A 13,101-nucleotide genomic window follows, 5' to 3' on the forward strand; every position below is an offset into this window, starting at 1 on the left:
GCAGTTCCACTCCACCGCGGGAGGCCCTCGTGCGCTACCAGATCAGATCAACGCATCGCACTCATTCGACCAACGTCTCCGGTCAGTACAGCTAGGAGGCGGTAGCCGCCTCGCCGCGCAGGATCGACGACATCTTCTTGCCGCGCGCGACCTCGTCGACGAGCTTGTCGAGGTAGCGGACCTTCTGCATCAGCGGGTCCTCGATGTCCTCGACGCGGACGCCGCAGATCACCCCGGTGATGAGCGAGGCGTTCGGGTTCCACGCGGGCGCCCGGTCGAAGAGCTCCTCGAGCGTGATCTCGTCGGCGATCGCCTGCGCCAGGCCGGCGTCGTCGTAGCCGGTGAGCCAGCCGATGACCTGGTCGAGCTCGTCCGTCGTGCGCCCCTTGCGCTCCACCTTGGTCACGTAGAGCGGGTAGAGGCTCGCGAAGCTCATGCCGAAGATCCGGTGTCCCGCCATGGCTGTCCTCCTCCCGCCCCGGCTGCGCCCGTCGTCGGCTCAGCCCGTGCGTCGTCCGGTACGAGCCACGCTATCGCGCGGCAGGGACGGCGCGGGCGCCGACCATCCCGTGCGACGCCTCGAGCCGGTCCACGAGCAGCGTCCCGGCCGCGACGAGCGGCAGGAGCACGAGGTTGCCGAGCAGCATGGTGCGCAGGAACGGCAGACCCGCGACGTAGCTCGCGACGAGCCCGTCCGCTCCCGCCGGGTACCAGACGCCACACGCCTGCAGCCAGACGCCGAAGTTCGTCCACGCGAAGAACCACAGCGAGCCCGCGACGCCGAACGCCGCGCCCGCGCCGACGCGGCGCCAGCCGGTGGTGTTCCGCGCGAGCAGCGAGCCCAGCCCGACGACGAGCCACGCGCTCCACGTGAACAGCGCGATCGCCGTGTTGCCGAGCACGACGTCGGACACGACCGTCACCGCGAGCGGCACGACGAACGCCCACCGCGAGCGCAGCAGGATCGTCGCCGCGAACGTCGCCGCGGTGACGAGCTCGAGGTTCGGGGGTGCGCCGAGGTCGGCGCGCACGAGCCGCCAGACGACGGCGAGCGCCGCGAGCGTGACGACGAGCGCCGGGCGCCACCAGCGCAGCGCCGTGCTCTCCGGGCGCGTCACGAGGTGAACGTCTCGAGCTTCCACGTGATCTCGTCCCCGTCCTTCGTCTCGAGGGACCCTGCTCCCACGGTAGCCATCTCGTCGTTGACGTACAGGGCCCAGAACTCGCTGTCGGGGTCGGCGGCGACGCCGTCGATCGCCGTGACGAACGCGTTCTCGCCCTCGCCGGTCACCTGGGCGGACGGGTCCGCCTCGAGGAGCAGGTCGAGGGCCGTCGCGCCCTCGCGCCCGTCGTAGGAGAGCTCGGGCGCGTCCTCGTCGTCGCCGGACTCGTCGTCGGACGCCTCGTCCGTCGCGTCGTCGGCCGGGGCGCTCGACTCCTCGCCCGCGGTCGCCGTGGAGGTCGACGTGGTGTCGGCGGCGGGCTCGTCGGCGGACGAGCACCCGGCCAGCAGGCCCGCCGCGAGCAGGACGGCGGTCAGGGCGGTGAGCGGGCGCGCGGACGTGGCGCGGAGCGTTCGGAGGGTCACGTCGCCAGCGTACGGAGCGCCGCCCGGCTCGCGCCGGGTCGCCCGCCTGTCGGACGACGGACCCTCACCCGATCTCCTCGCCCGCGACGGCCTTGGCCGCCAGCCGCTCCTCCTCGCTGACCTCCCACACCTCGTACGCGGAGTGGCCCGCGAGGAGGATGATCCCGCACCCCAGCACGAGGTCCGGCCAGCCGGACCCGGTCCACGCGGTCACGAGCCCCATCGCGATGACGGCGACGTTGACGAGGACGTCGTTGCGGGCCGACAGGAACGCGGCCCGGCTCAGCGACCCGCCGTGGTGGCGGACGCGGACGAGGAGCCACGCGCACACCCCGTTGACCGCGACCGCGCCGAGCGAGGCGAGGACGATCGGCAGCACCTCGGGTGCGGGCGGGTCGCCGAACCGGCGCACCACCTCCCAGGCGGCGAACAGCGCGGGGACGAGGATGAGCAGGGCCAGCCCCTTGCCCAGGAGCGCGCGCCGCGCGAGCGGGAAGCCCAGCGCGACGGCGATGAGCAGGTTGATCGCGGTGTCCTCGAGGAAGTCCACGCTGTCGGCGAGCAGGGACACCGAACCCGCGGCGAGCGCGACGGTGAGCTCGACGACGAAGTACGCGAGGTTGAGTCCCGCGACCAGCAGGACGGTGCGCCGCAGCAGGCGGATCACGTCGGGTTCGCCCGCCCGGCGCGCGTCCTGCCCGCCGGACATCGTCAGACGTCGATGCGGGCGTGGTCCAGCTCGGCCGCGCCGGCGACGATGAATTCCTTGCGCGGCGCGACGTCGCTGCCCATGAGCAGCTCGAACACGCGCTCCGCCGCCTCGGCGTGCTCGGCCGTGACGCGACGCAGGGTGCGGTGACGCGGGTCCATCGTCGTCTCGGCCAGCTGGTCGGCGTCCATCTCCCCCAGGCCCTTGTACCGCTGGATGTCGTCCTTGTAGCGGCGGCCGGCCTTGTCGAGCTTCTTGAGCGTCGCGGCGAGCTCGGCCTCGGAGTACGTGTAGATGTACTCGTTCTTGCGACGTCCGGCGCCGATGACCTCGATCCGGTGCAGCGGCGGCACGGCCGCGAACACGCGCCCCGCCTCGACGAGCGGCTTCATGTACCGGTAGAAGAGGGTGAGCAGCAGGGTGCGGATGTGGGCGCCGTCGACGTCGGCGTCCGTCATGAGCACGATCTTGCCGTAGCGCGCTGCCTCGAGGTCGAACGAGCGACCGGACCCGGCGCCGAGCACCTGGATGATCGCGGTGCACTCGGCGTTGCGCAGCATGTCGCTCACGGACGCCTTCTGCACGTTGAGGATCTTGCCGCGGATGGGCAGGAGCGCCTGGAAGTCGGAGCTGCGCGCGAGCCGCGCGGTGCCGAGCGCGCTGTCGCCCTCGACGATGAACAGCTCGCTGCGCTCGACGTCGTCGCTGCGGCAGTCGACGAGCTTGGCGGGCAGGGACGACGTCTCGAGCGCGTTCTTGCGCCGCGAGATCTCCTTCTGCTTGCGCGCGGTGATGCGCGCGCGCATCTCGGCCACGACCTTGTCGAGCAGGAGCGCGGCCTGCGTCTTCTCGTCGCGCTTGGTGGAGGTGAGGAGCGCGTTCAGCTCCTTCTCCACGACGCGCGCCACGATGCCGCGCACCGGCGCCGTGCCGAGCACCTCCTTCGTCTGGCCCTCGAACTGCGGCTCGGCGAGGCGGACCGTGACGACGGCCGTCAGACCGGCGAGCACGTCGTCCTTCTCGATGCGCTCGGACGCGTCCTTCGTCGACACCTTGAGGCGGCGCGCGTTCGTCTCGACCGCCTTGCGCAGCACCTTGAGCAGGCCCTGCTCGAAGCCGCCGAGGTGGGAGCCGCCCTTGGGCGTGGCGATGATGTTGACGAAGCTGCGGACCTCGGTCTCGTAGCCGGTGCCCCAGCGCAGCGCGACGTCGACCTCGCAGTCGCGCTGCACCGCCTGCGGGGTCATGTGTCCGCGGTCGTCGAGCACCGGGACGGTCTCCGTGAACGAGCCCGAGCCCGTGAGGCGCCACGTCGCGGTGACGGGGGTGTCCGGCGCGAGGAAGTCGACGAAGTCGACCGACCCGCCCGTGTGCACGAACGTCTCCTCGTGCGGCCCGGACTCCCCCGGAGTCCCGGGCACGCCGCGCTCGTCGCGCACCGTGATCTCGAGGCCGGGGACGAGGAACGTCGTCTGGCGCACGCGCGTGACGAGCTCGTCGTAGGAGAAGACGGCCGTCTTGAGGAAGATCTGGCGGTCCGCCCAGTAGCGGACGCGCGTGCCGGTGACGCCGCGCTTCGTCTTCCCGACGACCGCGAGCTCGGACCCGGACACGAACGGCTCGAACGGGGCGTCCGGCGTCGGGCCCGTCTTCGGGTCGCTGAACACGCCGGGCTCGCCGCGGTGGAAGGTCATGCGGTGCGTCTTGCCGCCGCGGTCGACCTCGACGTCGAGGCGCGAGGACAGCGCGTTGACGACGGACGCGCCGACACCGTGCAGGCCGCCCGACGCGGTGTACGACCCACCGCCGAACTTGCCGCCCGCGTGGAGCTTCGTGAAGACGACCTCGACGCCGGACAGGCCCGTCTTCGGCTCGATGTCCACGGGGATGCCGCGGCCGTCGTCCTCGACCGTCACGGAGGTGTCGGCGTGCAGCACCACCCGGATCTTCGAGCAGTTGCCCGCGAGCGCCTCGTCGACCGAGTTGTCGATGATCTCCCAGAGGCAGTGCATGAGACCGCGCGAGTCGGTCGTGCCGATGTACATGCCCGGGCGCTTGCGCACGGCCTCGAGGCCCTCGAGCACGGACAGGTGCCGAGCGGTGTAGCTGGACTCAGCGGAGGTGGTCGTCACGGCGGCAAGCCTAGACGAGGGCGCCCACAGCGTGGTGCTGCCCCGCCGCCCGCCGCGGGACCCCGCGAGTCGGGGTGACCTCGCTTCGCGGGTAGCGAACCCGGCGCTCCCCCGGGACGAAACCTCAGGAGGTGATGGTTTGATGTTCATGTGACTGCTACGACGACCACCACCGAACCGCTGACCGCGGCCGACCGCTGCGACCGCTGCGGGGCCCAGGCGTACGTCCGTGTGGTCCTGCCGAGCGGCGAGCTGCTGTTCTGCGGCCACCACGCGCGGGCGCACGCGGATGCCTACACCGACCTCGCGACGTCCATCCAGGACGAGACCGACAAGCTGCTCGCGGAGCACGGCGCGCGCTGACGCGCCGAGCCACCGAGCACCGTCCCGCGCCAGGAGCGCACGACCGCGAGGCCCGGCTCCACCGCCCGGTTCCCCCGCGACGACCGCCTCAGAGACAGACCTCAGACACAGACCCCAGACACAGACCCCAGACACGACGAAGGCCCCGAGGAGATCTCCTCGGGGCCTTCGTCGTGCGACGACGGCGGGCGGCCGGTGGTGCGCACCGGCCCCGCCGCGACGCGTCAGTCGAGGTAGTCGCGCAGGACCTGCGAGCGGCTCGGGTGGCGCAGCTTCGACATGGTCTTCGACTCGATCTGGCGGATGCGCTCGCGCGTCACGCCGTAGACCTTGCCGATCTCGTCGAGCGTCTTGGGCTGGCCGTCCGAGAGTCCGAACCGCATCGAGACGACGCCCGCCTCGCGCTCGCTCAGCGTGTCGAGCACCTGGTGCAGCTGCTCCTGCAGGAGCGTGAAGCTCACCGCGTCCGCCGGGACGATGGCCTCGGAGTCCTCGATGAGGTCACCGAACTCGGAGTCGCCGTCCTCGCCGAGCGGCGTGTGCAGCGAGATGGGCTCGCGGCCGTACTTCTGGACCTCGACGACCTTCTCGGGGGTCATGTCGAGCTCCTTGGCGAGCTCCTCGGGCGTGGGCTCACGGCCCAGGTCCTGCAGCATCTGACGCTGCACGCGCGCGAGCTTGTTGATGACCTCGACCATGTGCACCGGGATACGGATGGTGCGCGCCTGGTCCGCCATCGCTCGCGTGATCGCCTGCCGGATCCACCACGTCGCGTACGTCGAGAACTTGTAGCCCTTGGTGTAGTCGAACTTCTCGACCGCACGGATCAGACCGAGGTTGCCCTCCTGGATCAGGTCCAGGAACAGCATGCCGCGACCCGTGTACCGCTTGGCCAGCGACACCACCAGACGCAGGTTCGCCTCCAGCAGGTGGTTCTTCGCCCGCTTGCCGTCGTGCGCGATCCACTGCAGCTCACGCTTGAGCTTACGGTCCAGGTCGTCGCCCTCGGCCGCGAGCTTCTCCTCCGCGAACAGACCGGCCTCGATCCGCTTCGCGAGCTCGACCTCCTGCTCCGCGTTCAGCAGCGCGACCTTGCCGATCTGCTTGAGGTAGTCCTTGACCGGGTCGGCCGTCGCACCCGCGGTCACGACCTGCTGGACCGGGGCATCGTCCTCGTCCGCGTCGGAGACGACGAAGCCGGTCTCCTCGGGCTCGTCGCTCGGAGCAGCGGCGGCAGCCTTCTTGGCGCCCGGCTCCGCGGCCTCCTCGTCCTCGGCCACGTCGATCTCGAGGTCCTCGATCTCGACCTCGGCGTCGTCCTCGTCGTCGTCCTTCTTCTTGGCGCGCGCGGGCGTCGCCTTGGACTTGGCGGGGGCCTTGGCCGCGGTCTTGCGCGCGGCAGGCTTCGCGGGTCCGGTCGACGGGGTCTCCGCACCCTCGGCGTCGGCCGCCGGGGCGGCCTTCGTCGTGGTCGTGCGCTTGGTGGCCGACGCGGACTTCGACGCGGCGGGCTTGGTGCGCGCCGTCGTCGTGCTGCGCGGAGAAGCCGCCGCGGCCACCTTCGTCGTGGTCGGGATGTCGACCTCGACGCCGGCGCCCGCGAGCGCGCGGAAGACCGCCTTCAGCCGCTTGGCGTCGTTGACGGCAGCCTGCTCGCACGCGGTGCGGAAGCTCTCGGCGTCGACGCGACCGTTCGCGCTGCCGCGCCGCAGGAGCTCCTGCAGGGCGGGGTGCTCGAACTCTCGCGGGAGTGCGGAAATCGGGGTTGAGGGCGCCACAAACCGACCTTTCGGCAATCATGGGGGGCGGTAGGGCCGCCGGAGCGGGGACGTGAACCGTGAAGTGCGGGCTGCTCTGGACTCTCACGGCGAGTCGTCGGGCTCTGGCGGACTACCTATATTGTACCGGCGATCCGTGCGCCGGACGCCGCGACACGGGGTGATGTCGGACCTGACCGCCTCTCGACGGCCCGGCGCACCACGTCGCACGGCGTCTCGTCACCCGGTTCGTGACGTGTACAACGGGCCGGGCCCTCGGAAGATTCCCCCTCGCGGCGCCGCCCGGGTCAGACGCCGGCGGGCCGCTCGGGCTTGACGGCCAGCACGGGGCAGGGGGCGTCGAGCAGGATGCGCTGGGCGTTCGAGCCGAGGATGAGCTTGCCCACGGGGCTGCGCCGACGCAGCCCGATGACGATGAGGTCCGCCGACGACCGCTCCGCGGCGCTCACGAGGTCGTCCGCGAGGTCCGACGAGCCCTGCTCACGACGCAGCGTCGTGCCCGTCCCCTCGAGTCGGGCCTCCACGCGTCGCAGGTCGTCCTCGTGCGCGGCGACGAGCTCGGGGGTCGACGTGGAGGCCTCGGTCACGACGACGACGAGCTCGGTGCCGCGCCGGACGGCCTCGGTGGCCGCGCTGTCGAGAGCCTCGCGGCCCTCGGGCGTGCTCAGGTGCGCGACGACGACGCTCATGTGTCCTCCGGAGACGGCTCGTGGGTGCGGCCGGCCGCGGGGGCGACCGCAGGTCGTGTTGCGTCGAACCTACCCGACCTCGTGCGTGTCGGCGCACGCGTCGGCGCGGATCCAGCCCGGAGGGACCCCCGCGTCGAGCGCGCTCGCGAGCAGCAGCGCGAGGCGGTACGCCGGGTCCTCGGCGAGCGCCTCGTCGAGCCGGCGCCGCGCTCGGCCGCCGTCGCCGTGCCACCACGCCACGAGCGCGAGGAGCGTCAGGGCGGGCGCGGTGCTCCCGCGCGGGGCGTGCGCCACGACGGCCTCGAGCACGGTCCGGGCCGGGCCGGTGACCGCCGGGTCGGGCGCGAGCCCCGCACCCGGGTCCACCACCGCGGCGATGGCGCGGCCCGTCCCGGCGTCCACGTCCCCACCGCGCACGGTCCGGTCCGGCAGGTCGCCCGTCCCGGGCACGAGGGACAGGAGCACGGCGTCGCGCACGGGGACCGACTCGAGCCCGGCGGCCAGGCGCCCGAGCACCGTCGCGGCGGGAGCCGCAGCACCACCCCCTCCCTCGTGCGGCGTGGGTCTGTCGGCCCGCGACGCCTCGTGCACGGCGGCCTGCGCGACCGCCGCGCGCCACAGCGCGAGGGCGGCCGACCGGGCCGCGGTCCCGGCGTCGCGGCCGGCGCCGGACCCCTCCGCCCGGGCGCGGTCGTGCACCCGTCGCGCGGCGCGTGCGGCACGGCGCCGTGCGTCGGCGCCCGCGCGCGGGATGCGCAGGGCTTCCTCGCGCGAGTCCGCGAGCGCCGCACCGGACAGCACCATGTGCGCGCCGACCTCGCTCGACTCGAGCTCGCGCAGCGACCGCCCCTCGGGCGGGCAGCAGTCGTCCTCGTCGCAGTCGAGCGCGTACCAGCCCGTCGACGACACGACCCACGCCTCGACGGGCCCGTGGTGCGGCTCGGCGGCCTCGCGGCAGTGCTCGACGGCGGCCCGCGCCCGGGCCGCGGCGACCCCTGCCACGCGCAGCGGCGCGTCGGAGTAGACGACGAGCACGACGCGCCGCGCGCCGTCGGCCGCGAGGTGCCCGACGACGGACCGGGCGAGCTGCGGGCCGTGCTCGACGTCCGCCGCGTCGGCGACATCGACGCGCACGACGAGACCGATGCGGCCGCGCGGTGGCCGCAGCCCCACGAGGACGACGCTGTCCTGCGGTCGGTAGCCGAGCCGGAAGGGGACGTAGGCGAGGAGCTCGCGCGGGCCCTGGGCCCGGATGAGGGTCGTCATGCGCCCATCACAGCCGGTGCGCGCGGCGTGCGGGGCGCCCGCCGCCCGGCTGTGGACGAGGCGAAGCGCGCGCCGGTCGCTGTGGTCGGCCCTTGACCCTGGTGGTGGCTCGCGCACGCGCGGGTGACTACGGTGTGCGCGTGCCACCACGAACCCGCGCCGCCGCGCACCCGGCGCCCTCCCCCGTCGGCCGGGCCGCCGTCGTCCTCGTCGCGGCCGTGCTGAGCGCGGCGCTCGCGGGGTGCCAGGCGGACCTGGCCGACGTGCAGGGCGCCGCGGCACCCCGCGAGGAGCAGCCGGCACCGGATGCCGACGCCGGCACGCCGGGGACCCCGCTGCCCGACTACGACGCCGCGTCGGCGGTCGGGGACCTCGTCGAGGGGTTCCCTACCACGCTCGTCCCGGTGGCGCCGGGGGCCGAGGTGCTCGCGAGCTCGGCGCGGCCGTCGCAGGACGGCACGCTCGTGGACCTCACGCTGAACCTGCGCTCGACCGAGACGGTCGAGGCGCTCACCGCCTACTACACCGAGGCGCTGGGCGCGGCCGGGTTCGTGGTCTCCCCGTCGACCGTGCCGAGCGCGCTCACGTCGCTCTCCACGTTCGTCCGCACGACGGCGCCAGAGGCCCCCACCGAGTCGGTCGCCGTCGGCGTCTTCGACGACGAGACGGAACGCCTCGTGACGATCAGCGGCCAGGTGGCCCCTGCCTGACGCGCCGCGCCGCACGGCCGCCGCGAGGGCGGACGGGCAGGGTGGGCCTCGCTCCGCATAGGCTGCCCCCGTGCCGAACCCGTCGCTGCCGACCTCGCCCTCCGTCCCTCCCCAGGCGTCCGAGGACCTCACCGACCCGAGCCCCGCCGCGCTCGTCGACCGCGAAGGGGTGCGCGCCGGCGTCGACGACGCGCTGCACGCCTCGACCGCGGCGCTGCGCGCCGAGCTCGCCGGGACCCACCCGGACACGGACGTGCTCGCCGACGCGACGCAGGAGCTGCTCGCGGGCGGCAAGCGCCTGCGCGCCGCGTTCTGCTACTGGTCGTGGCGCGCGCACGGCGGTGACGCCGCAGGCCCGCACCGGTCCACGGCGCTGCGCGCCGGCGCGGCGCTCGAGCTGTTCCAGGCGGCGGCGCTCTTCCACGACGACGTCATGGACTCCTCGGACACCCGGCGCGGCCGCCCGACGGCGCACCGCGCCTTCGCGGCGCGCCACCGCGACCTCGGCTGGTCCGGCGACGGCGCGCGGTACGGCGAGAACGCCGCGATCCTGCTCGGCGACCTCGCGCTCATCGCGAGCCACCGGGAGCTCGGCGACGCGCTCGACGACCTCGAGACCGCGGTCGCCACGCGGTCGCGACGCGTGTTCGGCCGCATGCAGACGGAGGTCACGGCCGGCCAGTACCTCGACGTGCACGCACAGGTCCTGCCGTGGGGCGAGGACCCGGCGGCCGACGAGGAGCGCGCCCGGGCCGTCATCCGTTCGAAGTCCGCGCGCTACAGCGTCGAGCACCCCATCGCGCTCGGCGCCGCGCTCGCCGGCGCCGACGACGACGCGGTCGCCGCGACGAGCGCGTTCGGCCTGCCCGTGGGCGAGGCGTTCCAGCTCCGCGACGACGTGCTCGGCGTCTTCGGCGACGCGCAGGTCACCGGCAAGCCTGCGGGCGACGACCTGCGCGAGGGCAAGCGGACGGTGCTCGTCGTGCGCGCGCTGGCCGCGGCGACGCCCGCGCAGCGCGAGCTCCTGCTCACCCACCTGGGCGACCCGGACCTCGACCCGGCGACGGTGGAGGACCTGCGCGCCGTCCTCGTCGAGACGGGCGCTCGCGACGCCGTCGAGTCCCTCATCGCCGAGCTCACCGAGCGCGCAGCGACCGCCCTCGACGGGGCCGGGCTCGCGGAGCCGGGCGCGACGATGCTCGCGCTGCTCGCGCGCGCCGCCGTCGAGCGCACGGCCTGACCGCGCTGCCGCCCGTCGGCCCGGGCTCCCGGGTCGGCGGCGGAACGCGTCAGAGCTCGGACTGCGCCACGCGGCGCACGCGCGCCTTGTGCCCGCTGAGGAGCGTGTCGAACGGGGCCTCGCCGAGCTCGTCGTGCGGGGTGAAGAGCCACTCGAGGATCTCGGCGTCGTCGAACCCGGCGTCGGTGAGCACCACGATCGTGCCCTGCAGGCTCGACAGGACGCCCACGCGGCCGCTCTCGTCCGGACGGCCGACGTTCGCGGGGTCCACCAGGTGCAGCGGCACGAGGAAGCGCGCCGGGACCTGGAACGTCGTGCGCTCGCCACGCTTCACGCCGACGACGCGCCGCTCCTGCACGAGGCGGCGTACCTTGCCGACGTCGGTGCCGAGCGCCTCGGCGACGTCGGGGAGGGTCAGCCACTCGCCGACGAGGTCGTCGAGCGTGGGGCGGGGGCTGGTGTCGCGATCGGTCACCGGGCAAGCCTACGGCGTGCCTCCACACGACACCCACGCCGTGCGCGCCGCGCTCACCGGATCGTGACACCCGGCCACCTAGACTCTCCCCGTGGCCACCGTGACGACCGATCCCCTCGTCGGCCGCCTGGTCGACGGGCGGTACGAGGTCGTCTCGCGCATCGCGCGAGGCGGCATGGCGACGGTGTACCTGGCGATCGACCGCCGGCTCGAGCGCGAGGTCGCGCTCAAGGTCATGCACGCCCACCTCGCCGAGGGCGCGTCCGGCGCCGACTTCGTCTCCCGCTTCCGCCGTGAGGCGCGCGCCGCCGCCCGGCTCACCCACCCGGGCCTCGTCGCCGTGTACGACCAGGGCCTCGACGGCGACACGAGCTACCTGACCATGGAGTACGTGGCGGGGTCGAACCTGCGCCGCACCATGCTCACCGAGCGCACCCTGACGCTGGGTCGCACGCTCGACGTGCTGGAGCACGTGCTCGACGCGCTCGCCGCGGCACACCGCGCGGGGCTCGTGCACCGCGACATCAAGCCCGAGAACGTCCTGCTCGACACCGAGGGTCGGCTCAAGGTCACCGACTTCGGTCTCGCGCGCGCCGTGAACGAGGTGACCGCGACGACGACGGGCACGATCCTCGGGACCGTCGCCTACCTCTCCCCCGAGCTCATCGCGACCGGCACGTGCGACGCCCGCACCGACGTCTACGCCGCGGGCATCCTCGCGTACGAGATGCTGCTCGGCACCGTCCCGCACACCGGGACGACGCCGATCCAGGTCGCGTTCCAGCACGTGAACAACGACGTGCCGCCGCCGTCGGACGTCGCCCCGTGGATCCCGCCCGAGGTCGACGACCTGCTCTGCGCGCTCGCCGCGCGCGACCCCGCCGACCGCCCGGCCGACGCGGGCGCCGCGCTCGCGCTCGTGCGCTCGACCCGGGCGGCGCTCGACCCCGCCGACCTCGAGCGCCGCGTCGACCCGCCCGCCGGTGGGGCCGCCGTCGTGCCGCCCCCGCCGGGTCCGGGCCCGCGGACGGAGCGCGACGACCCGTCCGCCGCCGCGACCGCGTCCCTCGCCGCGCTCAGCCTGCGCGACCGCGAGGCCGCGGGCCTCACGGAGCCGCTCGCGGTCGGGCACGTCGTCGCGCCGACGACGCGGCCCGGCCCGCCGCCCCCTGCTCCCCCGGCCCTGGCGCGGCGACGTGGCCACGGCCGCGTGGTCGTCTGGTCGCTCGTCGTCCTCCTCGTCCTCGCGGGCGTCGGCGGCGGTGCCGCGTGGTGGTTCTCGTCCGGGCCGGGCGCCTACACCCAGGTCCCGGACGGCCTCGTCGAGGCGCCGCGTCCCGAGGCCGTCGCGATCCTCGACGACGCGGGCCTGTCCCACACGGTCGAGGAGCGCTACGACGACGCCGTGCCCGAGGGCGCCATCGTGGCGACCGACCCGGCGTCCGGTGAGGACGTGCGCAAGGACGGCAGCGTGCAGCTCGTCGTGTCGAAGGGCGTGCGGATGCTCACGGTGCCGACGGGCCTCGTGGGCGCGACGCAGGAGGAGGCGACCGCCGCGATCGAGGGCGCCGACCTCACGCTCGGCGACCCCGTCGCCGAGCCGCACGACGAGGTGCCGTCGGGCCAGGTCATGGCCGTGAAGGACCCCGACGGCAACGCCATCGAGGAGGGCGCCACGATCCGGCACGACGTGCCGGTCGTGCTCACCGTCTCGTCCGGGCCTGCACCCGTCGTCGTGCCGCAGGTCACGGGCTCCGCGAAGGACGCCGCCGTCGCCGCCCTCGAGGAGCAGGGCCTCGTCCCCGCGGTCACCGAGGAGTACTCCGAGACCGTCGGCGCGGGGCTCGTGATCCGCCAGGACCCCGAGCAAGGCTCCGACGCCCACCGGAAGGACACCGTGAACGTCGTGGTGTCGCTCGGACCCCCGCTCGTCGAGGTCCCGAACGTCAGCACGCGCAACGTCGCGGACGCCGAGAAGGCCCTGAAGGACGCGGGCTTCCAGGTGGAGATCCGCTACCCGCAGGGCATCCACCCGCTCAATATCGTCTACGCCCAGGACCCGCCGGGCGGGGACGGGCGCACCGCGCCCAAGGGTTCGACGATCGTCCTCAACGTCTTCTGACCTCGCGTCCCGCGCGGACGACCGTGGCC

Annotated in this window: 13 protein-coding genes; 4 read left to right on the forward strand and 9 right to left on the reverse strand. The window is 73.9% G+C overall.

Features of this window, described 5'->3' with window-relative positions:
* Positions 1-91 precede the first annotated feature (91 nt).
* The 5 genes from ABIE39_RS18295 to ABIE39_RS18315 all read right to left on the reverse strand — a co-directional run bounded on the left by ABIE39_RS18295 (position 92) and on the right by ABIE39_RS18315 (position 4,429).
* A complete protein-coding gene (locus tag ABIE39_RS18295) occupies positions 92-460 on the reverse strand; it encodes a DUF2200 family protein (RefSeq protein ID WP_175010079.1) in 369 nt (122 codons plus the stop codon).
* A gap of 70 nt (positions 461-530) precedes the next feature.
* Complete coding sequence (locus ABIE39_RS18300; RefSeq protein WP_354052963.1) at positions 531-1,118, reverse strand: DUF6580 family putative transport protein; 588 nt, start codon at positions 1,116-1,118, stop codon at positions 531-533.
* On the reverse strand, positions 1,115-1,588 hold the full coding sequence (locus tag ABIE39_RS18305; RefSeq protein ID WP_175010081.1) for a DUF4430 domain-containing protein: 474 nt from the start codon (positions 1,586-1,588) through the stop codon (positions 1,115-1,117). Before ABIE39_RS18305 ends, ABIE39_RS18300 begins: the two co-directional genes overlap by 4 nt.
* A gap of 64 nt (positions 1,589-1,652) precedes the next feature.
* A complete protein-coding gene (locus tag ABIE39_RS18310) occupies positions 1,653-2,297 on the reverse strand; it encodes a cation efflux transmembrane domain-containing protein (protein ID WP_209829628.1) in 645 nt (214 codons plus the stop codon).
* A gap of 2 nt (positions 2,298-2,299) precedes the next feature.
* Positions 2,300-4,429 (reverse strand): DNA gyrase/topoisomerase IV subunit B, encoded by a 2,130-nt coding sequence (locus tag ABIE39_RS18315; protein ID WP_031315183.1) that lies wholly within the window; start codon positions 4,427-4,429, stop codon positions 2,300-2,302.
* A gap of 150 nt (positions 4,430-4,579) precedes the next feature.
* Between ABIE39_RS18315 and ABIE39_RS18320 the strand changes: the two genes are divergently transcribed.
* Positions 4,580-4,792, forward strand: coding sequence for a DUF7455 domain-containing protein (locus ABIE39_RS18320; protein ID WP_021479923.1), 213 nt, complete (start codon positions 4,580-4,582; stop codon positions 4,790-4,792).
* 224 nt (positions 4,793-5,016) lie between these two features.
* On the opposite strand, the gene ABIE39_RS18325 is transcribed toward ABIE39_RS18320, so the two are convergent.
* The 3 genes from ABIE39_RS18325 to ABIE39_RS18335 form a co-directional block, all read right to left on the reverse strand.
* Positions 5,017-6,570, reverse strand: coding sequence for an RNA polymerase sigma factor (locus ABIE39_RS18325; RefSeq protein ID WP_175010082.1), 1,554 nt, complete (start codon positions 6,568-6,570; stop codon positions 5,017-5,019).
* A gap of 287 nt (positions 6,571-6,857) precedes the next feature.
* Complete coding sequence (locus tag ABIE39_RS18330) at positions 6,858-7,259, reverse strand: universal stress protein (protein WP_175010083.1); 402 nt, start codon at positions 7,257-7,259, stop codon at positions 6,858-6,860.
* Positions 7,260-7,328: 69 nt separating this feature from the next.
* A complete protein-coding gene (locus tag ABIE39_RS18335; protein ID WP_175010084.1) occupies positions 7,329-8,525 on the reverse strand; it encodes a DUF4192 family protein in 1,197 nt (398 codons plus the stop codon).
* A gap of 140 nt (positions 8,526-8,665) precedes the next feature.
* On the opposite strand from ABIE39_RS18335, the gene ABIE39_RS18340 reads away from it, so the two are divergent.
* Entirely contained in the window at positions 8,666-9,235 is a 570-nt protein-coding gene (locus ABIE39_RS18340; protein WP_175010085.1) for a hypothetical protein, read from the forward strand.
* Between the two features lie 70 nt (positions 9,236-9,305).
* Positions 9,306-10,475: a polyprenyl synthetase family protein gene (locus tag ABIE39_RS18345; RefSeq protein ID WP_255437400.1), complete on the forward strand. Its 1,170-nt coding sequence runs from the start codon at positions 9,306-9,308 to the stop codon at positions 10,473-10,475.
* A 49-nt stretch (positions 10,476-10,524) separates the two neighbouring features.
* Here the strand turns inward: ABIE39_RS18345 and ABIE39_RS18350 are convergent, their stop codons facing one another.
* Entirely contained in the window at positions 10,525-10,950 is a 426-nt protein-coding gene (locus ABIE39_RS18350; protein WP_175010086.1) for an Rv2175c family DNA-binding protein, read from the reverse strand.
* 91 nt (positions 10,951-11,041) lie between these two features.
* Between ABIE39_RS18350 and pknB the strand changes: the two genes are divergently transcribed.
* The gene (pknB, locus tag ABIE39_RS18355) at positions 11,042-13,072 is read left to right on the forward strand and encodes a Stk1 family PASTA domain-containing Ser/Thr kinase (protein WP_354052966.1); all 2,031 of its coding nucleotides are present in this window, start codon (positions 11,042-11,044) and stop codon (positions 13,070-13,072) included.
* Positions 13,073-13,101 lie beyond the last annotated feature (29 nt).

It is taken from the genome of Cellulosimicrobium sp. 4261 (genome assembly GCF_040546915.1).
Classification (GTDB): Bacteria; Actinomycetota; Actinomycetes; order Actinomycetales; family Cellulomonadaceae; genus Cellulosimicrobium; species Cellulosimicrobium cinnabarinum.

Bases quoted from the DNA above. Each gene is read 5' to 3' on its own strand.
- ABIE39_RS18295 (WP_175010079.1), bottom strand. From the start codon at position 460: ATGGCGGGACACCGGATCTTCGGCATGAGCTTCGCGAGCCTCTACCCG.
- ABIE39_RS18310 (WP_209829628.1), bottom strand. From the start codon at position 2,297: ATGTCCGGCGGGCAGGACGCGCGCCGGGCGGGCGAACCCGACGTGATC.
- ABIE39_RS18335 (WP_175010084.1), bottom strand. From the start codon at position 8,525: ATGACGACCCTCATCCGGGCCCAGGGCCCGCGCGAGCTCCTCGCCTAC.
- ABIE39_RS18330 (WP_175010083.1), bottom strand. From the start codon at position 7,259: ATGAGCGTCGTCGTCGCGCACCTGAGCACGCCCGAGGGCCGCGAGGCT.